At 52.1% G+C, this 23814-nt stretch carries 24 protein-coding genes; 11 read left to right on the top strand and 13 right to left on the bottom strand.

Going from position 1 to position 23814, the window contains the following annotated elements:
• Positions 1–1048, bottom strand: a 1048-nt coding sequence (locus E6Q52_RS00915) for an Rne/Rng family ribonuclease (protein ID WP_292817454.1), incomplete at its 3' end; no start/stop codon positions are given.
• Between the two features lie 618 nt (positions 1049–1666).
• Here E6Q52_RS00915 and E6Q52_RS00910 point away from each other — a divergent pair.
• From E6Q52_RS00910 to E6Q52_RS00890, 5 genes are all read left to right on the top strand, one after another.
• A complete protein-coding gene (locus E6Q52_RS00910; RefSeq protein ID WP_292817453.1) occupies positions 1667–2785 on the top strand; it encodes a pseudouridine synthase in 1119 nt (372 codons plus the stop codon).
• A 32-nt stretch (positions 2786–2817) separates the two neighbouring features.
• Complete coding sequence (locus E6Q52_RS00905) at positions 2818–3471, top strand: HAD family hydrolase (protein ID WP_292817452.1); 654 nt, start codon at positions 2818–2820, stop codon at positions 3469–3471.
• Positions 3468–3818, top strand: coding sequence for a Rieske 2Fe-2S domain-containing protein (locus E6Q52_RS00900; protein ID WP_292817450.1), 351 nt, complete (start codon positions 3468–3470; stop codon positions 3816–3818). The genes E6Q52_RS00905 and E6Q52_RS00900 overlap by 4 nt, the downstream gene beginning before the upstream one ends.
• 86 nt (positions 3819–3904) lie before the next feature.
• Positions 3905–4885, top strand: coding sequence for a S49 family peptidase (locus tag E6Q52_RS00895; protein WP_292817448.1), 981 nt, complete (start codon positions 3905–3907; stop codon positions 4883–4885).
• A 99-nt stretch (positions 4886–4984) separates the two neighbouring features.
• A complete protein-coding gene (locus tag E6Q52_RS00890) occupies positions 4985–5449 on the top strand; it encodes a GNAT family N-acetyltransferase (protein WP_292817446.1) in 465 nt (154 codons plus the stop codon).
• A 69-nt stretch (positions 5450–5518) separates the two neighbouring features.
• On the opposite strand, the gene der is transcribed toward E6Q52_RS00890, so the two are convergent.
• The 12 genes from der to ndk are packed head-to-tail and all read right to left on the bottom strand — an operon-like array spanning position 5519 to position 17431.
• Positions 5519–6952, bottom strand: coding sequence for a ribosome biogenesis GTPase Der (gene der / locus E6Q52_RS00885; RefSeq protein WP_292817444.1), 1434 nt, complete (start codon positions 6950–6952; stop codon positions 5519–5521).
• On the bottom strand, positions 6952–8166 hold the full coding sequence (bamB, locus tag E6Q52_RS00880) for an outer membrane protein assembly factor BamB (protein WP_292817442.1): 1215 nt from the start codon (positions 8164–8166) through the stop codon (positions 6952–6954). The genes der and bamB overlap by 1 nt, the downstream gene beginning before the upstream one ends.
• Positions 8167–8172: 6 nt before the next feature.
• The gene (locus E6Q52_RS00875) at positions 8173–8811 is read right to left on the bottom strand and encodes a tetratricopeptide repeat protein (protein WP_292817440.1); all 639 of its coding nucleotides are present in this window, start codon (positions 8809–8811) and stop codon (positions 8173–8175) included.
• A 39-nt stretch (positions 8812–8850) separates the two neighbouring features.
• Positions 8851–9660, bottom strand: coding sequence for an ATP-binding cassette domain-containing protein (locus tag E6Q52_RS00870; protein ID WP_292817438.1), 810 nt, complete (start codon positions 9658–9660; stop codon positions 8851–8853).
• Between the two features lie 10 nt (positions 9661–9670).
• The gene (locus tag E6Q52_RS00865) at positions 9671–10495 is read right to left on the bottom strand and encodes an ABC transporter ATP-binding protein (RefSeq protein WP_292817436.1); all 825 of its coding nucleotides are present in this window, start codon (positions 10493–10495) and stop codon (positions 9671–9673) included.
• Positions 10492–11247 (bottom strand): SIMPL domain-containing protein, encoded by a 756-nt coding sequence (locus tag E6Q52_RS00860; protein WP_292817434.1) that lies wholly within the window; start codon positions 11245–11247, stop codon positions 10492–10494. The genes E6Q52_RS00865 and E6Q52_RS00860 overlap by 4 nt, the downstream gene beginning before the upstream one ends.
• Before the next feature lie 25 nt (positions 11248–11272).
• On the bottom strand, positions 11273–12532 hold the full coding sequence (gene hisS, locus E6Q52_RS00855; RefSeq protein ID WP_292817432.1) for a histidine--tRNA ligase: 1260 nt from the start codon (positions 12530–12532) through the stop codon (positions 11273–11275).
• Positions 12533–12538: 6 nt separating this feature from the next.
• Positions 12539–13819, bottom strand: a complete 1281-nt coding sequence (gene ispG, locus E6Q52_RS00850) for a flavodoxin-dependent (E)-4-hydroxy-3-methylbut-2-enyl-diphosphate synthase (RefSeq protein WP_292817430.1) — start codon at positions 13817–13819, stop codon at positions 12539–12541.
• 2 nt (positions 13820–13821) lie between these two features.
• Positions 13822–15048, bottom strand: a complete 1227-nt coding sequence (locus tag E6Q52_RS00845) for a RodZ domain-containing protein (protein ID WP_292817428.1) — start codon at positions 15046–15048, stop codon at positions 13822–13824.
• Positions 15049–15849, bottom strand: coding sequence for a type IV pilus biogenesis/stability protein PilW (gene pilW / locus E6Q52_RS00840; protein ID WP_292817426.1), 801 nt, complete (start codon positions 15847–15849; stop codon positions 15049–15051).
• A 3-nt stretch (positions 15850–15852) separates the two neighbouring features.
• A complete protein-coding gene (gene rlmN, locus E6Q52_RS00835) occupies positions 15853–16971 on the bottom strand; it encodes a 23S rRNA (adenine(2503)-C(2))-methyltransferase RlmN (protein WP_292817424.1) in 1119 nt (372 codons plus the stop codon).
• Positions 16972–17026: 55 nt separating this feature from the next.
• Positions 17027–17431, bottom strand: coding sequence for a nucleoside-diphosphate kinase (gene ndk / locus E6Q52_RS00830; protein ID WP_292817422.1), 405 nt, complete (start codon positions 17429–17431; stop codon positions 17027–17029).
• A 247-nt stretch (positions 17432–17678) separates the two neighbouring features.
• Between ndk and E6Q52_RS00825 the strand changes: the two genes are divergently transcribed.
• The 6 genes from E6Q52_RS00825 (at position 17679) to E6Q52_RS00800 (ending at position 23814) form a co-directional block, all read left to right on the top strand.
• Entirely contained in the window at positions 17679–18887 is a 1209-nt protein-coding gene (locus E6Q52_RS00825) for a formylmethanofuran dehydrogenase (protein WP_292817420.1), read from the top strand.
• Positions 18884–20548 carry a formylmethanofuran dehydrogenase subunit A gene (locus E6Q52_RS00820; RefSeq protein WP_292817418.1) on the top strand — a complete coding sequence of 555 codons (1665 nt, stop codon included), beginning with the start codon at positions 18884–18886 and terminating at the stop codon, positions 20546–20548. Before E6Q52_RS00825 ends, E6Q52_RS00820 begins: the two co-directional genes overlap by 4 nt.
• A gap of 2 nt (positions 20549–20550) precedes the next feature.
• Positions 20551–21477: a formylmethanofuran--tetrahydromethanopterin N-formyltransferase gene (fhcD, locus tag E6Q52_RS00815; protein WP_292817416.1), complete on the top strand. Its 927-nt coding sequence runs from the start codon at positions 20551–20553 to the stop codon at positions 21475–21477.
• Positions 21474–22145: a formylmethanofuran dehydrogenase subunit C gene (locus E6Q52_RS00810; RefSeq protein ID WP_292817414.1), complete on the top strand. Its 672-nt coding sequence runs from the start codon at positions 21474–21476 to the stop codon at positions 22143–22145. The genes fhcD and E6Q52_RS00810 overlap by 4 nt, the downstream gene beginning before the upstream one ends.
• 108 nt (positions 22146–22253) lie before the next feature.
• Positions 22254–23171, top strand: a complete 918-nt coding sequence (locus E6Q52_RS00805; protein WP_292817412.1) for a rhodanese-related sulfurtransferase — start codon at positions 22254–22256, stop codon at positions 23169–23171.
• Between the two features lie 121 nt (positions 23172–23292).
• A complete protein-coding gene (locus E6Q52_RS00800; RefSeq protein WP_292817410.1) occupies positions 23293–23814 on the top strand; it encodes an HPP family protein in 522 nt (173 codons plus the stop codon).

Here is a 23814-nt window from a genome sequence, read left to right as displayed (position 1 = left end):
GGTTTTCCATATCAATAAAGTCGATGACCACCAGACCGCCGAGGTCACGCAAACGCATCTGGCGCGCCACTTCTTCAGCCGCTTCGAGGTTGGTGTTGAACGCGGTTTGTTCAATGTCAGCGCCTTTGATAGAACGGCCAGAGTTGACGTCGATAGACACCAGTGCTTCGGTATGGTCAATCACAATCGCGCCGCCGGATGGCAGGCGGACTTCACGCGCAAACGCAGATTCGATCTGATGCTCGATCTGGAAGCGGGAGAACAGTGGGATTTCGTCCTGGTACAGTTTGACGCGGGTCACATTGCCCGGCATCACGTGGTTCATGAACTGCAAGGCTTGTTCATGCACGTCTGCGGTGTCGATCAGGATTTCGCCAATGTCAGCGCTAAAGTAATCGCGAATGGCGCGAATTACCAGGCTGCTTTCCTGATAAATCAGGTAAGCGCCAGGCTGAAAGTTAGAAGCATCTTCAATCGCTTGCCACAATTGTGACAAGTAGTTTAAATCCCATTGCAGCTCTTCTGCGTTACGGCCAATGCCGGCAGTACGCGCAATAATGCTCATGCCGTTAGGCACTTCCAGTTGTGCCATGGTGTCACGCAACTCGTTACGCTCTTCACCTTCCACACGGCGTGAAACACCACCGCCACGGGGGTTGTTAGGCATCAGTACCAGGTAACGGCCAGCCAGTGAGATAAACGTAGTCAGGGCGGCGCCTTTGCTGCCGCGCTCGTCTTTGTCTACCTGAACGATGACTTCTTGGCCTTCTTTGATCACGTCCTGAATGCGGGCGCGGCCTTCAGGTTTGTCCTGGAAATAGCTGCGAGCGATTTCCTTAAAAGGCAAAAAGCCGTGTCTGTCAGTACCGTAGTCGACAAACGCAGCTTCAAGTGAGGGTTCAATGCGTGTAATCACGCCTTTGTAGATATTGCTTTTGCGCTGTTCTCTACCAGCGTGTTCAATATCGAGGTCGATGAGTTTTTGTCCATCAACAATCGCAACGCGCAATTCTTCTGATTGCGTTGCGTTAAACAACATTCTTTTCATGTAAGGCTCCTGATCGAAGCTACAGAATAGACATGAGCGCAGGGCGGGCCGTGGTTATGAATTAACCACCAGAACTTAACGAGAAGGGTATATGCAATGGCTTTTGCGATGCTAGCGGCTGGATATCAGCGCAACATGGCAGGCATCAATATGCACATGGTTTGAGTGTCAAGGCGCAGTGGATGACTGCCTGCTGGATACTCGATTTCTGCAAGGGGGCAGTGAGTGCGTGGCAGGTAGGTTGTCACCTGTCTTGTCCATCGCGATTGACTGCAAAAATAAAACCCTAAACAGAGGGTAATTTCGTTAAAATTCGGGTTTGGCAAACGCCGAGCTCATTTCTTTGTTTATTCTGCGTGAGCTTCGCGTTAAATCATTTCTAATTAATTATCGCTACTTGATGGCGAGCGGTATTCACCAAAATATTTTTGATTCTGAATGCACTAGCTACTCTGTCGATTCGAGACCATCAATCAGGACTCGTATATCTGCACTTGGGATAGTCGGTCATCTCAGATTCGGTATCGCAATATTGTTGCGAAAGCCTATAAGATGTCTGATTCAGAATCTCGACAGTATATCTATAAGTCCTGATAAAGCAAAGCACGACCTGCAACTATGACCTCACAATTTAGACCCTTGCCCTTATCGCCAGCCACGGCGGCCTCCAGCCACGCGCCTGAGGCGCAGCCAGCCAGTGACCGTGTCAGCTATTTGCACATAGATGAGGCCTCGGAAACCCAGCGCGTGGATAACTTTTTGGCCAAAGTGCTCAAAGGGGTGCCTAAGAGTCATATTTACCGCATTTTGCGTAGCGGTGAAGTGCGCGTGAATAAAAAACGCGTCGACGCCGAATACCGTTTGCAATTGGGCGACGAAGTCAGGGTGCCGCCTATCCGCACAGCAGAAGCGGCAGCAAAACCAGCCGCACCGGCCATCAGAGCGAAATTGGCTGAGCAGGTGATTTATGAAGACGATGCCATGTTGGCGCTGAATAAACCAGCTGGTATGGCGGTGCATGGCGGTAGCGGCATTAGTTTAGGGGTGATAGAGCAATTGCGTCTGGAGCGCCCACAAGCCAAGTTTCTTGAACTGGTGCATCGGCTGGATCGCGAAACCTCGGGCGTATTAATGATTGCAAAAAAACGCTCGGCGTTGACGGCGCTGCACGAGGCCATGCGGCATCATCAGATGGATAAGCGTTACTTGATGCTGGTGCAAGGGCAATGGCAAGACGCCAAAAAGAAGGTTACGCTGGATTTACAGAAATATGTCACAGAAAGTGGCGAGCGCAGGGTGCAAGTGGTGGATGCGCCATTACTCAATAGTGAACCTGGTGGCATCAAGTCGCTCAAAGCCAGTGGAATCGTCGCGCAACGGCATGCCGCCAAAGGCCGGTTTGAAGTAGAGACTCAAACCTCTGAAACCTGGTTTTATTTGCAAGAAGTGCTCGGACAATACAGTTTTTTGCAAGCCAAGTTAATCACTGGCCGCACGCATCAATTGCGGGTGCAGTTATCGCACTTGGGGTTTCCTATATTGGGCGATGACAAGTATGGCGACTTTGCCTTAAACAAGCAGTTAAACAAGCACGGCTTAAAAAGAATGTTTCTGCATTCGAGTGAAACACGTATTGCGCACCCGTTGACAGGAGAGCCTTTGCATCTGGTGGCGCCATTGCCGGCAGAACTTGCACAGTTTTTGCAACAACAGCGTCAACTTAAGGCGATAAAGTAATTCTTTAAGCACTCTATATTAGGAAAGCGTCAGTGAAACAGTTTGATTTGGTCGTATGGGATTGGGACGGCACCATTGCCGACTCTACCGGGATGATTACGCAGGCATTGATCAAGGCGGCTGATGAGGCCGGTTTGCCTGCGTTAAGTGAGGCACGTGCGCGCAGCATCATCGGCTTGGGCTTGCGTGAGTCGATTGAAGTGCTATATGGTGATATCCCAGAGTTTCAGGCGCAGGCCCTGGCCAACCATTACCAGCGCAATTATTACGCAGGCGAAAACACGATGGTGTTGTTTGGCGGGATTGCAGACACCATTGCTGCGATTGATCGCACAGGCTGCAAACAGGCGGTGGCAACGGGTAAAGGGCGGCGTGGGTTAAATGCTGCCTTGCAGTTATCCGGGCTGTCTAAATTTTTTAATGCCACCAAAACCGTGGACGAATGTTTTTCAAAACCGCATCCGCAAATGCTGGATGAACTCATGGATGAGCTGGTTGTGATGCCTGCACGCACGCTGATGATAGGCGACTCGCAATATGATATGCAAATGGGCAAGAATGCAGGTGTCATCACAGCGGCCGTGAGTTATGGTTCACAAACAGCTAGCCATTTACAGCAGTATTCGCCAGATTATCTGTTTGACGATGTGGCAACATTAAGCAGCTGGTTACTGGAACAAGTATGACTGAGACTGCTCTCACTTTTAGCAGTGACGCGTTGCAAGAAAAAGGCGATGGCTTGCGGTTTGCCATGCCCGTGCTGGGGCCGCATGCGAGCGGTTTTTTGGTGCGTTATGAGGGTAAGGCTTACGCTTATGTGAATCGCTGTGCCCATGTGCCAGTCGAGCTGGATTGGGAACATGGCAAGTTTTTTAATATGACCCAGGAGTGGATTATCTGTGCCACACATGGCGCGATGTATGCGCCACAAACCGGTCACTGCGTGGTAGGTCCTTGTCAGGGCAAGCGTTTATCTGCCATCCCGGTGACAGAGGAAGCTGGTGTGATTAAAGTCCATCTGGATCAATTTTAATGCGTGGTTGCGGGCGTGAAAATAGACGCCAGGCAAACCGCTAAAAGTTGTTAGAATAGCTAAAATTTATTGACGAAAGTTGAGTTATGCAAGAAGAGAATCCGCAGTCATCCGCCCCGAAACATGCGAATCAATCGCCAGACTGGGCCATTCGTACGGTAGAAAAAATCGCCTTGGCCGGGCTGCAAGAGCAAAAGTCAGCCAGACGCTGGTCCATCCTGTTTAAATCATTGACTTTTATTTATCTGTTTTTCTTGCTCATGACGTTTTTGGGCTGGGTTGGCCAAAACAAAAATGCCTCAACCGCACACACTGCACTGATTGAGCTCTCAGGCGTGATCGAAGCGGGCGGAGCAGTGAATGCTGATGCCGTCATCAGCAGCCTAAATGATGCTTACGATAACAAGGGCACCAAAGGCATTATTTTGCGCATTAACAGCCCAGGCGGCAGCCCGGTACAAGCGGGCATTATTAATGACGAAATTCACCGTCAACGCAAATTGCACCCTGAGATTCCAGTCTATGCGGTGGTTGAGGATATTTGTGCGTCAGGTGGCTATTACATTGCGGTGGCTGCGGACAAAATTTTTGTCGATAAAGCCAGTATTGTTGGTTCCATCGGTGTGTTGATGGATGGCTATGGCTTTACTGAGGTTATGAAAAAAGTTGGTGTTGAGCGCCGCCTGCTGACGGCTGGCGCCAATAAAGGCATGCTGGATCCATTCTCGCCAGTGAATCCAAAACAGCAAGCGTTTGCACAAAGCATGCTGGACCAGATTCATCAGCAGTTTATTACCGTAGTGCGTGAAGGGCGTGGTAACCGTCTAAAAGAGAATGAAGACACTTTTAGTGGTTTGTTCTGGAACGGTGAAGAAAGTATTAAATTAGGCCTGGCCGATGCACAAGGCAGTGCTGAGTATGTGGCGCGTGAAGTGATCAAAGAATCTGAGATTGTTGATTTTACTTATCAGGAAACTGTGGTGGATCGTTTTGCCAAAAAACTGGGTGCCAGCATGGCACAGGAACTGGGCGTGAGCGCCAAGCAATTGTTACCGACCCTGCGATAACTGCTAGTAGTGACAAAAAGGGACCGCGAGGTCCCTTTTTTATTGTCCGCACTTTTAAAATAATCTAGCCAGTCAAATAACTTAGTCAGGTAAAAAAATATGTTGAAAGAAACCCCGGTGACAGTGAGACCCATAGCATTACAAGACTATGATGACTGGTGCCTGTTGTATGCTGCTTATGCTGAGTTTTACGCTGTTAAGCAGACGCAAGCCATGCGCGATCAAGTCTGGCAATGGTTACAGCAATCTCCGCCTGTCATTTACGCTTTAGTGGCAGTGAATACTGAGCGCCAGATCTTGGGCTTGTTGCATTACCGGATTTTTGCCAGACCATTAGCCGCGACATTGGGCGCTTATGTGGATGACTTGTTTGTGGTGCCCGCAGCGAGAGGGCAAGGCATTGCCCAGCAGTTAATTCAGGCGGTTGCTGAGATTGGGCAGGAGAGTCGCTGGTCAGTAATCCGTTGGATGACGGCTAAAGATAATCTGCGTGCCCGCGCTTGTTATGACAAGGTAGCTGAACACACAGCGTGGCAAACGTATGAAATTAAACTGCCTCAGTAAGCTAGAGTCTGTGTGAATGGGGAGGGTGGTTACGCATCTCGCTGGTATTTCACCCCCCTTGCACAGGCGTTACTTTTTAGTTTTATTCTGCTCGTTGCGCTGCTTTAGCTTGGCGCGCATTTCGTTTTTGCGCCTACGCATGGTGACCAGGCCTTCGCCTTTTTTGCGCTCGTCTTCTTTATCAAACGGGTTTTCGCCCTGGTTATATTGCACACGTAAAGGCGTGCCTACCAATTGAAAGGCTTTGCGGAAAATGCCCTCCAGATAGCGCGTATAGCTCGCTTTGATGCCATCGACGTGATTACCGTGGATGACGACAATCGGTGGATTAGAGCCACCCTGATGCGCGTAGCGCAATTTGGGGCGAATGCCGCGCGTAATCGGTGGTTGGTGTTGTGTGGTGGCTTCCCCCAGGACGCGTGTCAGCTGTGGTGTCGCCAGATCGCTCATGGCAGCCTTAAAAGCTACATCTACCGACGCCAGCAACTCATTCAGGCCTTTTTTACGCAGCGCTGAAATATAGTGAAACTTGGCAAAGTCGAGAAACTGTAATTTACGGTCTATTTCACGTTTGATCCACTCACGTTCGTCGTCTTGCAGGCCATCCCATTTATTAATGGCAACCACCAGCGCGCGCCCGGCATCGACAATGTAAGCCGCGACGTGGGCATCTTGCTCGGTAATGCCATCTTTGGCATCAACGACCAAAATAGCCACATTGGCATCTTCAATCGCCTGCATGGTTTTAATTACCGAGAATTTTTCTACAGCCTCGAACACTTTGCCGCGCTTGCGCACGCCCGCCGTATCAATAATCGTGTATTGTTTGCCGTTTTTTTCGAGGGCGATTTCAATCGAGTCGCGGGTGGTGCCTGGTTCGTCAAATGCAATCACGCGGTCTTCACCCAGCAGGGCATTCACCAGTGTCGATTTGCCGACATTGGGGCGGCCGACAATGGCAATTCTGGGCGTGTCATGATTGGTTGGCCCAGTCGCTTCTGGCTCTTTTTCAACAATGGTTTCCAGCGCCAGTTCGATCAGGTCGCGTACGCCTTCGCCGTGCGCGGATGAAATAGACAAGGGGTCACCCATGCCGAGCTCATGAAAGTCTGCACTGACGATGGCTTTGCGCATGCCTTCGGTTTTGTTTACCGCGAGCAGAATAGGGCGTTGTGCCTTGCGCAAGGTTTGCGCAATGGTGAATTCTTGTGGCGTCAAGCCTGCGCGGGCATCGACCAAAAAGATAATCACATCAGCTTCGTCGATCGCCAGCAGAGTTTGCTTGGCCATTTCTTTCAAAATGCCGGTGTCTGCCGTTGGTTCAAAACCGCCGGTGTCAATCACCAGGTAAGGTTGGCTGGCGCCCATGCCGCGACCGTAGTGGCGGTCTCTGGTTAAGCCCGGCAAGTCGGCGACCAGTGCATCGCGTGACCTGGTCAGTCGGTTAAATAGGGTGGATTTGCCGACATTGGGTCGACCAACAAGTACGATGGTAGGTAGCATTATTTGTATGTGACTGCGTAAAGGTGGCCGTCACGCGATTGCGCGAGGAACTGATTGGGATTGTTGCCTGCAATCAGTGACATAATGGGTTTTGAACCCAATTGTAGTCGGCCAACAAAGCTGCCATCATCCTGGCTGAGTAAGTGGATATAACCTTCGAGATCGCCAACAGCGACCATATTGCTTAAAGGCAGCGGGACCGTTAGATGGCGGTAACCCAGGTTCGCCTGGCGCCAGAAAGTCTTACCATTGGTGCTGTCTAGTGAGTAGACTGAACCGACGGTATGGCTTAGGTAGATTTTATTATTTTCTGCAGTCAGGCCGACATAGCTGGAAATATCGCGGTTCCACACCACTTGCCCGCGCTGGCGGTCAACGGCAGCGACTTTGCCCTGATAAGCGACGACATAGACCAATGGACCGTCGACAAATGGCAGGCTGGTGATATCGGCAATCCGTTCGATTTCTGTCACGCCTTTGGGCTGGGCGACGGTGGCCTCCCAAACCAGTTTGCCATTGTCAGCGCGAATCGCCACCAGTTTGCCACCTGGAAACCCGGCATAGACGGCGCCGCTATCGACCACAATACCTGCTTGCGTTTTGAGCGAAAGCGAAGGTGTGGCGCGTTCGTACGACCATTTGCGACGGCCATCGGCGGCATCAATGCCGTAAATATGATGGTCGCTGGTACGCACAATGACCGTGCCATCGTAATAACGTGGCTGGCCTTGTACTTCGCTGCTGAGCACGGCGCTCCACAGCTTTTTACCATTGATGTTTAACGCGAATAAATGACCTTTGCTCGTGCCGACCAATACCAGGCCGCCACCGAGGCCTGCGCCACTACTAATCGGTTCGCCGATTTCGGTTTCCCAAATCGTTTTGCCGGTGTCAGCCGACAGTTGCATCACGCTGCCTTCAGCGTTGACGGTATAAATCAGGTTGTCTGCCAAGACGGGCGCGTAGGTAAAGCGTCCTGGCGAGCCGACATCGACTGACCATTGAATGCGTGTTTCATAAGAGGATTTGATTTCTTCCAGCTCTACCGGTGGGTTGGCCGGTTCCGCACCAAAAATGCTTTCACTGAGGTTGGTTTTAACATCATTGAAGGCAGTACATGCAGAAAGCCCGCTAGCCAATAACAACAAGGCAGCGAGCGTGGCATGTTTGAGAGATTGCGGCTGGTTGCGTCGCGCAGGCAAGAAAGACCTCATTGGCAATTATCCCAAGGCATCCAGCTTTTGCTGGGTCAGGTAAAACAGTTTGCCTTCTGGGTCTAAGCCTTGTAGTGCTTTGTTATAAGCCTCTTTGGCTTCTTTTTCTTGCTTGCTGGCCAGATAAATATCGCCAAGCAACGCATTCTTGATGCCATCAAAGCCTTTGTCATCAATGGCGGCCAAGGTTTTTTTGGCATCATCCAGCGCGTTACGCTCAATTTGCAAGCCAGCAATTTCGACGGCAGCCATGTGTTTAATTGCAGCTTCTTTGGCTTCAGCCACGGCCCAGCGCAGTTGCTTTTCGGCGGCTTCTGACTGGTTGGCTTCATGCAATGCACGCGCAGCAAATAGCGCTGCACGTCCAGCGTATGGCGTCATGCTGTAATCTGCTTCAATCGCTTGGGCATCTTTGCTGATTTGCTCGGCTTTTTTGCTGTCTACATCTAGTAGTGTAGTACTGACCAGGGTTTGATAAGCGGTAGAGGCAGCGGTGGCTTTGCTGTTCATCCAGGATTGATAGCCTTGCCAGCCACCATATGCCACTGCAGCGGCGATCACCAGGCGAGTGACCAGTTTTCCATGTTTGTTCCACCAGGCTCTAAACTCGTCTAGTTGTTCCTGTTCTTCCAAATCGTATGCCATTGAATTGTTCCTGCGTGTTCTTATTGAATGAAGATGAGATTAAGCGGTTACAGCCCGCAACCCATGGCCGGGAATCGCGCTGAGTAACTGTTGTGTATATTTTTGCTGGGGAGCATTATAAATGGTTTCTACGCTTCCTTGCTCAATTACTTTGCCTTTTTGCATCACCAGTACGTCGTCTGCAATGTGTCTGACCACGCGTAAATCATGGGTGATAAACAAATAACTCAGCCCCATGTCTTGCTGAAGTTGTTTAAGCAGCAGCAAAATTTGCGCTTGTACCGAGACATCCAGCGCCGACACTGGCTCATCGCAAATCAGGAGTTTGGGTTGCAGAATCAGCGCACGGGCAATACCGATACGCTGGCGTTGGCCACCAGAAAACTGATGCGGATATTTACGCGCGTCGTCTGCGTGCAGGCCGACTTTTTCCAGCATTTGCACTACTTGTTCCTGTTGCTGTTGCGCGCTGCCAATGCGGTGGATGACCAGGCCCTCTGCAATAATATTGCCCACGCGGATTCTGGGGTTGAGCGAAGCAAACGGGTCCTGAAACACCATTTGAATATGCTGACGGGCCAGGCGTAACGCGGATTTTTCCAGCGCCAGAAAGTCCTGGCCATCGAAAATGACCTCGCCGCTATCTAACGGTAATAAACGCAAGAGACCGCGTGCCAGCGTGGATTTGCCACTGCCGGATTCGCCGACCACCGCCAGCGTCGTGCCTTGCTTGAGTTGCAGGCTGACATCGTCCAGCGCATGGATGGTATTGGTTTTTAACCCCAGCGTGCCTGAGCGCTGACGATAGGTTTTATGCAGGTGGCGTGCTTGCAGCAATATATCCGTCATGGTGACTCCATCAGGCGGGCGTTAGCCAGTCATAAGTCATGGGTTGCAACACTTTTTTGCCTTCGGCATCTGGCACGCAGGCCAGCAGGGCGCGTGTATATGGGTGTTGTGGCGAGTGCAGCACTTGCGCCACGCTGCCGGACTCTACAATTTCACCCCTGAACATGACGATGACTTCATCGGCAATGTCTGCCACCACGCCAAAGTCATGCGTGATAAACAGCATGGCCATCTGCAGACGATTTTTCAACTCATCCAGCAAGCGTAACACTTGCGCCTGCACGGTCACGTCAAGTGCGGTCGTCGGCTCATCAGCAATCAATAATGCTGGTTCGCAGGCAATGCTCATGGCGATCATCACCCGCTGGCGTTGGCCGCCAGACAGCTCATCCGGATAACTATCAGCACGTGTCGGGTCAATGCCAACTTGCTCCAGCAGTGCGGCGACTTTTTGTTTAAGCGCCTGGCCTTTCAGGCCTAAATGCGTTTGTAATGGCTCGCCGATTTGAAAACCGATGGTGAGCACCGGGTTGAGTGAGGTCATCGGCTCCTGGAAAATCATGCCCATTTGCCTGCCGCGCAAGCGCTGCATGGCGCTTTCATTGTGCTGGCTGATCTCCTGGCCCTGAAAGAATACCTGGCCTTGCATGTGTAATTGCGGTGACAGCAGCTTCATGATGCTGAGCGCGGTCAGGCTTTTGCCGCTGCCTGATTCACCGACGATACAGGTGGTCTTACCACGTGCCAATGTCAGTGATACCTGGTTCACCAGTTTACGCGCAGGCGCATGCGCCGGGCTGATGCTGAGTTGCTCTATGCGCAGGATTTCTGTCATTCGATGTTGTAGACCACAGTCACGACCACGCGCGCAATTTTATCCACGGTGGATTTATCGTAAATACCGCCGTAGCTGCTGTCGCTGTCTTCGCCGCCGGTGGCTGGCAAAATATAAAACGCGCCCTGGCTGGCCGATTTCATCACGCCCACCTTGACGCCATCCTGTTTCACAAACTCAGTGGCGCGCGTGCGTGCATTTTTAGTCGCGTCGGCAATCAATGACATTTTGACGGTTTCGAGGTTGCTCACCAGGTATTCGGGTGGTTGAGAGGTGACCGGGTGGTTGTCTGCACGCAAGGTCAAAATGGCCTGGTTGGCGGCGGCAATTTTCTTGAGGTCTTTGCTGCTGATATGCACGCTTTGATAGCCCTCAAAGCCGCGTTGTACCTGGCGTGGGCTGTCGTGGATATATTCTTCTTCGTAGTGCGGCCCCAGTGTTTGCACATTCACCGTGCGCATACTGGCATCCAGGCCTTGCAGGTCGAGAAAATTTGCCAGCACGGCACGCTCGCGGTCAATCGCTTGCAGTGTTTCTGCCTGCGTAGGGGCGACGACGCCAATATTAATTGTCCATTGCGCGAGATCCGCTTTGACCGGTTTTTCTGCCAAGCCTTTGACGGTGATTGACTGCTGGCTGGAGACAGCATGTTTTGCCTGCACGCCAAGAATAAACGCGGCCGATGCCATGCCCACTGCCAGAAGCAGGCCTAATGCCGTCATGGCATTAAAAAAATGTTTTTGCTCCGACATCTGGCCTCCTTGTGGCTTAAAACGATTAGCTGGATTGAATGATGCTCAACAGCTGATCAAGTTTCACGCGTGCTTGCTCGCCTTGCCCAAGCATGGGTTTCAGGCTGAGTTCATTGGCGGCGGCTTCGTCATCACCCAAAATCGCTGCAAACCTGGCACCGCTACGGTCCGCTTTTTTCATTTGTGATTTAAAGCTGCCACCACCTGCATGCAGCACGACATTCAAGCCCATGCTACGCAGCTGTTCGGCGACAGAAAACGCTTTTTGCTGCGCCAGATCACCGACATTGACCAGGTAAATATCGGCCTGGTTGGCTGCGGTGACGCCATACTCTTGCATGAGCAGAAAAACGCGCTCCAGGCCAATGCCAAAGCCGCACGCCGGAGTGGCATTGCCGCCGATGCGTTCTACCAGGGTGTCGTAGCGGCCGCCACCGGCAATGGTGCCTTGCGCGCCAAGTTTGGTGGTGACCCATTCAAACACGGTGCGGTTATAGTAATCCAGGCCGCGTACCAATCTGTGGTTAATGGTATAAGCAATGCCTGCTTGGTCGAGCAGGGCGCGCAGCTGCGCAAAATGCTGTTGCGAGGCCTCACCCAGGCAATCCATCAATTTAGGGGCGGCTTCACACATGGCTTGCATGCGTGGATTTTTAGTATCCAGAATACGCAAAGGGTTGCTGTGCAAACGGCGCTTGGCATCTTCATCGAGCAAGTCTGCATGTTGCTCAAAATAAGCAATCAGCGTTTGGCGATATTGCGCACGTTCGTCAGCATCGCCGATGCTGTTTAACTGTAATTCAACGTCGGCGATGCCTAATGCTCGCCACAAACGTGCCAATAACACGATTTGTTCGGCATCGACATCCGGGCCATCAAAGCCAAAAGCCTCGACGCCAATCTGGTGAAACTGGCGCTGGCGGCCTTTTTGTACGTTTTCATGGCGGAACATCGGACCCATATACCACAGGCGTTGTGGGCCGTTGTAAGTGAGGTTATGCTCGACCACGGCACGCACGCAACCAGCGGTGCCCTCGGGGCGCAGGGTCAGTTTGTCGCCATTGAGTTTGTCTTCCCAGGCATACATTTCTTTCTCGACAATGTCGGTATGCTCACCGACGCTGCGCACAAATAGCTCAGTCGGTTCGACCAATGGCATGCGGATATTGTTATAGCCATACTGGCCCAAAATGTGGCGGGCGGTGTCTTCGAGCTTGAACCAGAGCGGGGTGGCTTCTGGCAAAATGTCGTAAAAGCCTTTAATCGATTGAAATTTTTGCGTCATGAGATACTAAATAGCGACTATGGGAATCACACTGGCTTTGGCAGCGCGCAGCTTGCCGCCTTCGGCGTAATGCGTGCGGACATATTCGTCCACAATCTGTTGAAATTCTTGGGCAATGTGGTCGCCTTTCAGGGTGACGGTTTTTTCGCCATCGACAAATACCGGCGCGACCGGCGTTTCGCCAGTGCCAGGCAAGCTGATGCCGATATTGGCCAATTTGGACTCACCGGGGCCGTTCACCACGCAGCCCATCACGGCCACATTGAGGGTTTCTACACCCGGATATTGTGCACGCCAAACCGGCATCTGGTTACGCAACCAGGTCTGGATTTGCAGTGCCAGCTCCTGAAAATAGGTACTGGTAGTGCGACCACAACCTGGGCAAGCGGTCACCAAGGGGGTAAATGAGCGTATGCCCATGGTTTGCAGGATTTCCTGCGCGACCACCACTTCTTTGGTGCGGGATTCACCAGGCTCGGGCGTGAGTGACACGCGGATGGTGTCGCCTATGCCTTGCTGTAACAAAATCGCTAGCGCAGCGGTTGAGGCTACGATGCCTTTAGAGCCCATACCTGCTTCTGTTAGGCCTAAATGCAAGGGGTAATCGCAGCGCTTGCCAAGCTCCTGATACACCAGCACCAGGTCTTGCACATTGCTCACTTTGCACGAAATAATGATCTGATTTGGGCTTAAGCCTAAATCGACCGCTTGTTGCGCGCTTTCGAGCGCAGATTGAATCAGTGCCTCACGCATCAAGGCGTCGGCGGAGAGTGGATTGGCAGACTTGCCATTGTCATCCATCATTTGTGCCATTTTGGCTTGATCCAGGCTGCCCCAGTTGACGCCGATGCGCACCGCTTTTTGGTAATGGATAGCCGCTTCAATCATGGCGGCAAATTGCTCGTCACGTTTGCTGCCTTTGCCAACATTGCCCGGGTTGATGCGGTATTTGGCCAGCGCGGCTGCGCAATCCGGATAGGCTTGTAACAATTTGTGGCCGTTAAAGTGAAAGTCACCTACCAGTGGCACGTTGCAGCCCAGGGCGTCCAGGCCTTTACGTATCGTCGCTACTTGTGCGGCAGCTTCGGCGCTGTTGACGGTAATGCGCACCACTTCTGAACCGGCTTGCCACAGCTCGTATACCTGAGCAATGGTGCCCGCAGCATCGGCGGTGTCGGTGTTAGTCATGCTTTGCACCACCACGGATGAGACGGGCGTGCCTTGCAGGCCGCCGCCGACCGCGACGTGTCCAACCATGACCCGAAAACTGTTTCTACGCGCTATCATGGTTATTTGAGCTGAATACGTGCCACACGGCCACGGGTGGCCTGTGTTAAATCATAAGGCTGGTTATCAATGGTCAATTGGGTGCCACTGGCATGGCCAACAGTAATATTGACCGGTTTCTCAGTGGTGACCTGACGCTCTGAACCCGCAGGCATCACTTCACTAAACACTTTTTTGCCTTGCAGGTCTTCAATACGCACCCAGGAATCCTCATTGACTTTAAACACCAGGTTGGCTTTTTGCGGCTCAGTGGCTTGCAGGGTGGTGCTTTCAGCGGCTTGGGTGGTAGCTGGCGTGGGTGTGCTGACAATGGTGTTATTGGCGACGGCGTTATTCGCAGATAACACATTTGCCGCGTTCGCTGTTGCGTCATTGCCTGTGGTGATTGCAGCAGGCGCGGCATTGTTTGCGGTCGCAGTGCTGGCGTCCACGTTTTCCGTCATCGGTGCGATAGGCGCTGCTTCAGTTGGAGCAGGGGCAGCTTCAGGCACCGGGATGGCGATTTCTTGTCCGGTGGTTTCGGCAATTTCATCCACTTCGAGTGCCAGGGCAGCGTCTTTCAAGGTTTGCGGCTTGATGTGGTTAATATAAAAGTAGGCAGCAATCCCGGCCAATACCAAAAAAACCAGCAATGTCAGCAAGCGTTGCGGACGGAAAGTGCGCTCTGGCTTGTCGATGACTGAGCGGCTGGCATTTGAACGCACGCTGAGTGGCAGCGGTGCCTTATTCGGCACAATGCGTTGGTAGGCTTCTAGAATCGGGTTAACGTCAATATTCAGCAAGCGCGCATAGTTGCGGATAAAGCCGCGCACGATGCTAGGCTGTGGCAGCTTGTCAAAGTCATCCTGTTCAATGGCCTGAATCTGCTTGATGCCAAGTCTCAGCTGGCTGCAGACTTCGTGGATACTTAGGCCTTGTGCTTCGCGAGCAGCTTTCAACATATTGCCGCAGCCGGAGCCGTAGGCCAGTGTGGCACTGGCAGGTTGCGGGGCGCTTTCCAGCGCCATCGCCGCACCATATTCTTCGGGCGCATCAGTGTGCGCGTCAGCGGCTGTGGCCTGCACTGGCTCGTCACTGACTGGCTCTTGCTGGCTTTGCATGGCGACCTGGTATGCCTGGCTTGAGCTCTGGTCGACCTCGGTCTTGCGTTTGCGACCACGTTTAGGTTTGTCTATAGCCTCTGCCGGTACAGGGTTGACGTTGGTTTTGTCTTCTGACGTCACTCGCATTTACTCCATTTTCAGCAATTGTTTGGTTTCATTGGCATTCGGGAACAATTTATGTAATTGCACGCTGTAATAGCTGGCATCGTCTGGCATCTGCAATGCCCGGCAAATGCGTACTGCCAAAAATAAGGACTCTGGTGAGGGGGCAACGTTCACACTATTTTGTATGGTATTCAACGCCAGCGCCGCTTCGCCGCGAGAAAATTGCAGATTAGCCAGTTGATAAGCACTGGCATGTGCCAATGGATCTACTTGCAAAGCCTGGAAGAAATAGTTTTCTGCCTGTGTTTTTTGCTGCGCGCGCAACGCACACACGCCTGCGTTGTAGAGCGCCACTTGCGGTGTTTTATACAGCGGGTTTTTCACCGCCTGCATGAACTCTTTTTGTGAGGCGTCATATTTGCCTTGGTCACACAAAAAACGTCCATAGTTGTTATGCGATTCGGAGTTGGCCGGTTGCAACTGGATAGAACGTTTAAACGCTTCTTCAGCGCGGCCTTGTTCGCCAATCGCCGCATAGACCAGGCCGAGGCCGTTGTAAGCCAGCGCATAATTGGGGCTACGCTCAATTGCAGTGTTGAACTCTTCGAGTGCCACTTCGTAGCGTTTGAGGCGGAAATACTCGGCCCCCAATTCGGTATGCACGCGGGCAGATTCGACATCGCCGGTTTCGCGGCCTATAGGTTGCTGGTCATAAGGGCCGTTGTTGTTGCCTGAGGACGGGTTTTGCGCACATCCTCCCATCCACAGCGCTGAGGCCAGGGTAAGCATGACCGCGGATGGCGTGAGGAAGGTTGTTTTCATGGCTTACTGTTCCGGATGAATCGCGATGGTTTTTTCTGACCGTTTGGTTTTGTCCAACACTTTGCCTGCCAATTGTCCGCAAGCAGCGTCAATATCATCGCCGCGTGTTTTGCGCACGGTGACCACAAACCCAGCCTGCATTAACATATCACGAAACGCCCGCACCTGCATCGGTTTGGACGTGCCGTAGCCACTGTTAGGGAAAGGGTTAAACGGGATCAGGTTAAATTTGCAGGGCACATTACGCACAATATTAATCAGTTGTTTGGCATGTTCCAGCGTGTCGTTCACACCGTCCAGCATCACATATTCAAACGTCACAAAGTCACGTGGCGCTTTGACCAGGTAGCGCTCACAGGCGGCCATCAGGTCTTTAATCGGGTATTTTTTGTTGATCGGCACGATTTCGTCACGCAAGGCGTCGTTAGGTGCATGCAGCGAAACCGCCAGCGCTACCGGGCAGTCCTCTTTTAAACGGTCCATGGCAGGCACCATGCCACTGGTCGATAAGGTCACGCGGCGGCGGCTGAGGCCATAGGCGCTGTCATCGAGCATGATTTGCATGGCGGTAACCACGTTATCGTAGTTAGCCAATGGTTCGCCCATACCCATCATCACCACGTTGGAGATAATCCGCTCACCGGGCGGCAGCAAATCGTAGCCGGGCGCTTGGCGCAGGGCGTGATTGGCAATCCATAACTGGCCGATGATCTCGGAGACGTTTAAGTTGCGATTAAAGCCCTGGCGACCGGTACTGCAAAACGTGCATTCCAAAGCACAGCCCACCTGGCTAGAAATACACAACGTGCCACGGTCATCTTCAGGGATAAAAACGGTTTCTACGCTGTTAGAAGTACCATCTTTTAAGTTGTTGGTGCCGACCAGCCATTTACGTGTGCCATCATCAGACACTTGCTCTAGCTGTATGTCAGGCAATTTGAATTCGGTTTCCTGGCGCAGTTTTTCGCGCAAGGTTTTGGCAATATCGGTCATCTGATCGAGTTCAAGGACCCCGAAATGATGCATCCAGCGCATTAATTGCTTGGCGCGAAAAGGCTTCTCGCCGAGACTTGCAAAGTACTCGGCGAGTTGCGATTGGTTAAAATTAAGTAAGTTAACCAAGTGTATTTCCTAGTTCGACATCCATAAAACGTCAGTATTGACGAAGATGAATTGATTAACCGAAGAAGTATTTGATTTCAACGGCTGCATTTTCCAATGAATCGGAACCGTGCACAGCGTTCGCATCAATGCTTTCAGCAAAGTCAGCACGAATCGTACCTGGTGCTGCATCTTTCGGGTTGGTCGCGCCCATCAGGTCGCGGTGTTTCAACACGGCGTTTTCGCCTTCCAGTGCTTGAATCATCACTGGGCCGGAAATCATGAATTTAACCAGGTCGTTGAAGAAAGGACGCTCTTTGTGTACTGCGTAGAAGCCTTCAGCTTCAGCTTGTGACAGTTGTGCCATTTTAGCTGCAACGATTTTCAACCCAGCGTTTTCAAAACGGGTGTAGATTTGACCAATCACGTTTTTTGCAACTGCGTCTGGTTTGATAATGCTGAGTGTGCGCTCTAAAGCCATGAGAACTCCAATAAATTAATTAACAAGAAAAACAAACGACTATTCTACTATTTTTAACGTGATTGATAAACCGCATTGATACATCTAAGTAGTGACTTTCGTTAGTTTATTGCTTTAAATAGCAGGCATTCATTGCTTTATTTTTTTTATCTATCCCACATAGATGTTTTATGATGTGATGGTTTCCAGCGATCAGGGGGATATTCATGATTGAATATGGAAGATCAACACGAGAGACTTATAAGCCATGACCATTCAACAAGACAGTATGCATGCATGCCCGGCCTGTGGCTTGCTATGTGACGATATTTCGGCAGATGCCATTGCCAGGCAACAGTTTTCGTGTGGCAAGGCCGCCAAATTTTATGCGCGGGTGACCACTGGCGTATCGCCGCAAGTGGCTGGTCAACCAGCCTCGTTGGCCGAGGCTGTGCGTGCGGCGGCGGCGGCGCTCAAGCAGGCAGCCGCGCCGTTGGTGGCCGGTAGCAGTACCGATGTGCATGGAGCGCGCGCACTGGTGCGCCTGGCTCAGCACACGGGCGCTGCCATGACACATATCAATGCCAGCAGCACTTTGCGCAATATGAAAGTATTGCAGCACCGTGGCTGGCAAACCACCACGCTGACCGAAGTGCGCAACCGTGCAGATGTCATCCTCATGATAGGCACCGATGTCGTCAGCCATAACACCCGCTTTTTTGAGCGCGTAGTGTGGGTGGATGAAGCCATGTTTACCGAGCCTGCGGCACGCCAGATTATTTATCTGGGCGGCGACCAACTGAATACCCAGCCTGGGGTATCGCCCGATGGCCGTGCGCCTGAGGTGATTGCCTGTGCTTCTGAACACTTGCCTGAAGTGGTGGCAATTTTACGTGCACTGGTGATGGATAAGCCAGTGACAGCCACAACAGTGGCAGGTGTCGCAGTAAGTACCTTAAAAACGCTGGCTGCGACCTTAAAAGCGGCCAAATATGCGACGCTGGTCTGGGTCTCTAAAGACCTGCATTACGACCATGCCGAACTCACGATTGAAAACATTACCGAAACCGTGGTCGCCCTCAACCAGAAGAGCCGCGCCATGGGTTTGTCTATGGGCGGTAGCGATGGTGACACCAGTGTGAACTATGCGCATACCTGGCTCAATGGCGTCATTATTGATGCGCCAGCGTGGGAAAGTCATGATGCGGTCGTGTGGGTGAATAGTTATAGCCCGCAAGCCATGCCGCCTGCAGGCACGCAGCCGGTGATAGTACTGGGCGCGCCTGACAGCATTTTTGAGTCAGCCCCGGCCGTGTTTATCCCCGTGGCAACGCCCGGCCTTGATTGCAATGGCCAGCAGTTCCGCGTCGATGGCTCTGTGACCCTGCCGCTGACCGCCGCCAAGCCGACGGACTTGCCGACATTAACGCAAGTGGTGGCCCTGATAGAAGCCCAATTACAAGGAGATTTGGCATGATTACGCTGCTCAAAAATGCCAAAGTGATAGACCCTGCCAACCACAAAGATGGTGTGGTGCAAGATATTTATATCCGCGATGGCCGTATTATTGCCAAACCGGCTGACAGTGAAAAAATCGGCCAGGTGCACGACCTGAATGGCAAAATCGTCATGGCGGGAGCGATTGATATGCATAGCCATATTGGTGGCGGTAAAGTGAATATTGCGCGCATGCTGCTGCCTGAGTATCAAGCCATGCGCCGCCTCGAAGAACCGGAGGCACATATCTGCGGCGCCAACTGTAGTCATCACGCCACGCCAAATACCACCGATACCGGCATGCGCTACATTGAGATGGGCTACACTGCCGCGTTTGAGCCTGCCGTGTTGGCCGTGAATGCGCGCCAAGCGCACATGGAGATGGGCGATACGCCCATGATCGACAAAGGCGGCTACGCCATGTTGGGCAATGACGATTACTTTTTACGGTTGCTCAGCCAGAATGCCGACCAGAAAACCATTAACGACTACGTGGCTTGGACGCTGCATGCGACACAAACCATCGGCATTAAAGTGGTCAACCCCGGCGGTATTTCTGCCTTTAAATTTAATGAGCGTCGCCAGGATTTAGACCAGCAACACAGCCATTACCACATCACGCCGCGCCGCATTTTGCAGGCCTTGAGCCGCGCGGTGAACGAGATTGGCATTGCCAAGCCGTTGCATGTGCACTGTAATAATCTGGGCGTGGCCGGTAACTTTCAGACCACGTTAGACACCATGGGTGCCAGCGATGGCTTACCCATGCATTTAACGCATATCCAGTTTCACAGCTACGGCACAGAGGGCGATAAAAAGTTTTCTTCTGCGGCGGCCAATATTGCTGAGGCGATCAATAGCAACAAACATATCACCGCCGATGTGGGCCAGATTCTGTTCGGGCAAACCGTGACTGCCTCTGGTGACAACATGATGCAGCACTTAAATGCCAAAGTTGCCAACCCGAAAAAATCGGTGATTATGGACATTGAGTGCGATGCCGGGTGTGGGGTGGTGCCGTTTAAATACCGGGACCAGAATTATGTGAATGCCTTGCAATGGGCGATTGGCCTCGAGGTGTTTTTGAGCGTGGATGACCCGTGGCGCGTGTTTTTGACCACCGATCACCCGAATGGCGCGCCGTTTACCAGCTATCCGCACCTGATTCGTTTGCTGATGGACAAAACTTTCCGTAACGATGCGTTTGATAAGCTCAATCTGGATGCGCAAGCCATGAGCAACCTGAAGTCACTGGACCGTGAATACAGCCTGTATGAAATCGCCACTATGACGCGCTCAGCGCCAGCCAAGTTAATTGGCCTGCAAGACCGCGGCCATTTAGGCGTAGGTGCAGCGGCGGATATTACGGTGTATACCGAGCAGGCCGATAAAGAAGCCATGTTTGCCAAGCCAGACCTGGTGTTTAAAGACGGCGAGCTGGTGGTGAAAGAGGGCAAAGTGGTAAAAGTCGTGTGGGGCGCAACGCATACGGCCAAACCGACTTTTGACCTTGGCGTAGAAAAAGACATCAAACAGTATTTTGATCGCTATCACACCATGCAAATGAACAACTTTAAAATTTCGAATGACCAGATTGCCGAAGATGGCCGCAACCATGTCATTAACCATGTGCAGGGGTAACTATGGTGATTAACGGAGTAGAAATAGACGATACCTTTGCCGAAGCCTTTAATATGCGCGGCACACGTATCCTGATTACCGCGCAAAACCTGCGCTGGGCCTACAACGCCGCCAATGCGATGACCGGCTTTGCCACCAGCGTGATTGGCTGCGGCGTAGAGGCGGGCATAGAGCGCGAATTGAGCGAAGAGGAAACGCCGGATGGCCGCCCTGGGCTTAGCGTGCTGATGTTTGCCATGGGCAGCAAAGTGCTGATGCAACAGCTAGAAACGCGTATGGGGCAATGTATTCTCACTTGCCCAACCGCGGCGGCATTTGCGGGCATTGAGTCTGAGGACATGATTAGCCTGGGCAAACATTTGCGCTTTTTTGGCGATGGTTACCAGGTGTCCAAACAAATCCCGGATGCGAATGGCAAGCTCAAACGCTACTGGCGTATTCCGGTCATGGATGGCGAATTTTTGACCGAAGAAACCACCGGCATGGTGCGCGCCATTGGCGGCGGCAACTTTCTGGTATTAGGCGCCAGTCAGGCACAAGTGCTCACCGCCTGTGAAGCGGCAATCGACGCCATGCGAAAATTGCCTAACGTGATTATGCCTTTCCCCGGTGGTGTGGTGCGTTCCGGCTCCAAGGTCGGTAGCAAATACCCCAAAATGTTTGCCAGTACCAACGATGCGTTCTGCCCGACGCTCAAAGGTGTGGTTAAGAGCGAGCTCGATCCACGCGTAGAAAGCGTGATGGAAATTGTGGTTAATGGCCTGACATTTGAGGATATTGCGGTTTCCATGAAAGCCGGGATTGAAGCCGCTTGTGGCCTAGGTAAAGACAATGGCATTTTGCGTATTTCTGCCGGTAACTATGGCGGTAAGTTAGGCCAGCATCACTTTAAATTGCGCCCAATTTTAAGCGGGGAGGTTAGCGCATGAGCCAGATCACTTTAACGGCAAAAGCCGTTGCACGCAGCGTTGATTGTCGCGCGTTGTTGCCAGAGGCTTTGCAAGGCAAAACAGTGGCTGAGATTGCAAACATCAAACTAGCGGCTAATTTAAGCGTGGCCGATGTATTTGAAGTCAGCGTAGACAGCGCTTCAGAAGCCGCGGTCGTGAACTTTAAAAACACCACCGCTGCGCATGAATATATTGGCTTTGGTATGACCAGCGGCCAAATCAATGTGGCTGGCGACGCTGGGGACTTTTTAGGTGCACAACTGCAAAATGGTGTGTTGATTTGCACAGGTAACGCTGGCGCGCGCGCCGGTGACCGTATGCGCCGCGGCATGTTGCTGATTGAAGGCAATGCCGGTGATTATTGTGGCTCTGACATGATGGCGGGCACGCTGGGTGTGCTGGGCACCACGGGTGCTTATTTAGGTTACGGCATGAAGCGTGGCACTTTGTTGTTGGCTCACACGCCCGCCGCGCAAGCGACCTGGGTAGACTGCGGTTTTCATAAGCTGCCTTTTCTCAATATCTTGTATAAGTCATTCAAGCGCCTGGATAGCCGTTTTGCGCAGATCAGCAGCCAGCGCGTGCAACGCTGGATGGGCGATATGGGCGGCCTGGGCAAAGCAGAAATCTTGGTCATTCAGTCCTGATGGGCTGTTTTAACGATGTGAGATGAACGGGCCTGGTGCCCATTTTTCTTTTTGCATCATAGAGTTAGAGTGGTAAAATCGCGTTTTTGAAATAAAGCCTGTTCTCAAATGAGTCAATTTCTTACCGCCGCCCTCTACAAATTTGTCACGCTGGATGACTACCAAGCCCTGCAACAACCAATTTTAGAAGCTTGCCAGAAGCTGCGTATCAAAGGCACCTTGTTGCTGGCAAAAGAGGGCATTAACGGCACCATCGCCGGGGCGCCGGATGATATCCGCGCCATTCTGGCGCATTTACGCCAGGATCCGCGTCTGGCTGACCTGGAACATAAAGAGTCCTGGGCTGACAGCCATCCGTTTTACCGCATGAAGGTCAAGCTGAAAAAAGAAATCGTCACCATGGGCATGCCCGAAGTTGACCCGAACTTGGTGGTCGGCACCTATGTGAAGCCGGAAGACTGGAACGCGATTATTTCTGATCCAGATGTAATTGTGCTGGATACGCGTAACGATTATGAGGTGCATATCGGCACTTTTAAAGGCGCGATCGACCCCAAAACCACGACTTTCCGTGAGTTTCCGCAATATGTCGCCGACAACCTGGACAAAACCAAACACAAAAAAGTGGCCATGTTCTGCACCGGTGGCATCCGCTGTGAAAAAGCCTCTTCTTATATGAAACAACAGGGCTTCGAAGAGGTGTATCACTTGCAAGGCGGTATTCTCAAATACCTGGAAACCATCCCTAAAGAGCAAAGCCTGTGGGAGGGGGATTGTTTTGTGTTTGACCAGCGTGTGGCTGTCAAGCATGGCCTGGAGGTGGGCGACCATGATCAATGCTATGCCTGCCGCATGCCGCTCACCCAGGCCGAAATGCAAAGCGAGCAATACGAAGCGGGTATCTCTTGCCCGTATTGCTTCGACAAGCTGAGTGCGGAGAAAAAAGAGTCGCTTAGAGAGCGGCAGAGACAGGTTAAACTGGCCAGATTGCGTGGCCAAAGCCACATTGGTGATGTGCAGAAGTAATCTTTTTCGCACACTAACCAGACTGACGAAACCGGGGATTGCAGACCTGCCTTTGCCGTGGAAACCCCGCTTCTGGCAATATTCGAACGTATTGTGAACCACAACCCCTCAGGGAGAGAATATGAAACTGTTAGATAAGCTTGCCGGTGAGCACGCGGCATTGCCGCCAAAGTTCAGTGGCAAAGCCATCCTCATGGCTGGGTTGGGCGGCATGATTGCCATCAGCATAGCCGCGCTGATGACTGCACGGCTAGATCAGTTGCTGGTGCTGGGGTCATTCGGCGCGTCATGCGTCATTTTGTTTGCTTACCCGGATGCACCGTTTGCCCAGCCACGCAATGTGATTGGTGGTCACTTTTTAAGTTCGTTGATCGGTCTGCTGGTGGTGTCGCAACTGGGGGGTAGTTGGTGGGCGTTAGGGATTGCGGTTGGCCTTGCGATTGCGGCCATGATGTTCACGCGGACCGTGCATCCTCCCGCAGGTTCCAATCCAGTCATCGTCTGGTTGATTGCCAGCCAGGGGGCCATGAGCTGGCAGTTTTTGTGGTTTCCCACCCTGTTCGGCGCCATTGTCATCACCGTTGTCGCGCTGGTATATAACAACCTCACACGTGAGGGGCGCTACCCCAAATACTGGTTTTAA

The sequence above is a fragment of the Methylophilus sp. genome (assembly GCF_008015755.1).
Classification (GTDB): Bacteria; Pseudomonadota; Gammaproteobacteria; order Burkholderiales; family Methylophilaceae; genus Methylophilus.
This window is presented reverse-complemented; position numbering and strand designations above follow the sequence as displayed.

Coding starts and splice junctions, on each gene's coding strand:
- E6Q52_RS00910 (WP_292817453.1), top strand. CDS start 1,667: ATGACCTCACAATTTAGACCCTTGCCCTTATCGCCAGCCACGGCGGCC.
- E6Q52_RS00900 (WP_292817450.1), top strand. CDS start 3,468: ATGACTGAGACTGCTCTCACTTTTAGCAGTGACGCGTTGCAAGAAAAA.
- E6Q52_RS00895 (WP_292817448.1), top strand. CDS start 3,905: ATGCAAGAAGAGAATCCGCAGTCATCCGCCCCGAAACATGCGAATCAA.
- E6Q52_RS00890 (WP_292817446.1), top strand. CDS start 4,985: ATGTTGAAAGAAACCCCGGTGACAGTGAGACCCATAGCATTACAAGAC.
- der (WP_292817444.1), bottom strand. CDS start 6,952: ATGCTACCTACCATCGTACTTGTTGGTCGACCCAATGTCGGCAAATCC.
- bamB (WP_292817442.1), bottom strand. CDS start 8,166: ATGAGGTCTTTCTTGCCTGCGCGACGCAACCAGCCGCAATCTCTCAAA.
- E6Q52_RS00875 (WP_292817440.1), bottom strand. CDS start 8,811: ATGGCATACGATTTGGAAGAACAGGAACAACTAGACGAGTTTAGAGCC.
- E6Q52_RS00870 (WP_292817438.1), bottom strand. CDS start 9,660: ATGACGGATATATTGCTGCAAGCACGCCACCTGCATAAAACCTATCGT.
- E6Q52_RS00865 (WP_292817436.1), bottom strand. CDS start 10,495: ATGACAGAAATCCTGCGCATAGAGCAACTCAGCATCAGCCCGGCGCAT.
- E6Q52_RS00860 (WP_292817434.1), bottom strand. CDS start 11,247: ATGTCGGAGCAAAAACATTTTTTTAATGCCATGACGGCATTAGGCCTG.
- hisS (WP_292817432.1), bottom strand. CDS start 12,532: ATGACGCAAAAATTTCAATCGATTAAAGGCTTTTACGACATTTTGCCA.
- ispG (WP_292817430.1), bottom strand. CDS start 13,819: ATGATAGCGCGTAGAAACAGTTTTCGGGTCATGGTTGGACACGTCGCG.
- E6Q52_RS00845 (WP_292817428.1), bottom strand. CDS start 15,048: ATGCGAGTGACGTCAGAAGACAAAACCAACGTCAACCCTGTACCGGCA.
- pilW (WP_292817426.1), bottom strand. CDS start 15,849: ATGAAAACAACCTTCCTCACGCCATCCGCGGTCATGCTTACCCTGGCC.
- ndk (WP_292817422.1), bottom strand. CDS start 17,431: ATGGCTTTAGAGCGCACACTCAGCATTATCAAACCAGACGCAGTTGCA.
- E6Q52_RS00825 (WP_292817420.1), top strand. CDS start 17,679: ATGACCATTCAACAAGACAGTATGCATGCATGCCCGGCCTGTGGCTTG.
- E6Q52_RS00820 (WP_292817418.1), top strand. CDS start 18,884: ATGATTACGCTGCTCAAAAATGCCAAAGTGATAGACCCTGCCAACCAC.
- fhcD (WP_292817416.1), top strand. CDS start 20,551: ATGGTGATTAACGGAGTAGAAATAGACGATACCTTTGCCGAAGCCTTT.
- E6Q52_RS00810 (WP_292817414.1), top strand. CDS start 21,474: ATGAGCCAGATCACTTTAACGGCAAAAGCCGTTGCACGCAGCGTTGAT.
- E6Q52_RS00805 (WP_292817412.1), top strand. CDS start 22,254: ATGAGTCAATTTCTTACCGCCGCCCTCTACAAATTTGTCACGCTGGAT.
- E6Q52_RS00800 (WP_292817410.1), top strand. CDS start 23,293: ATGAAACTGTTAGATAAGCTTGCCGGTGAGCACGCGGCATTGCCGCCA.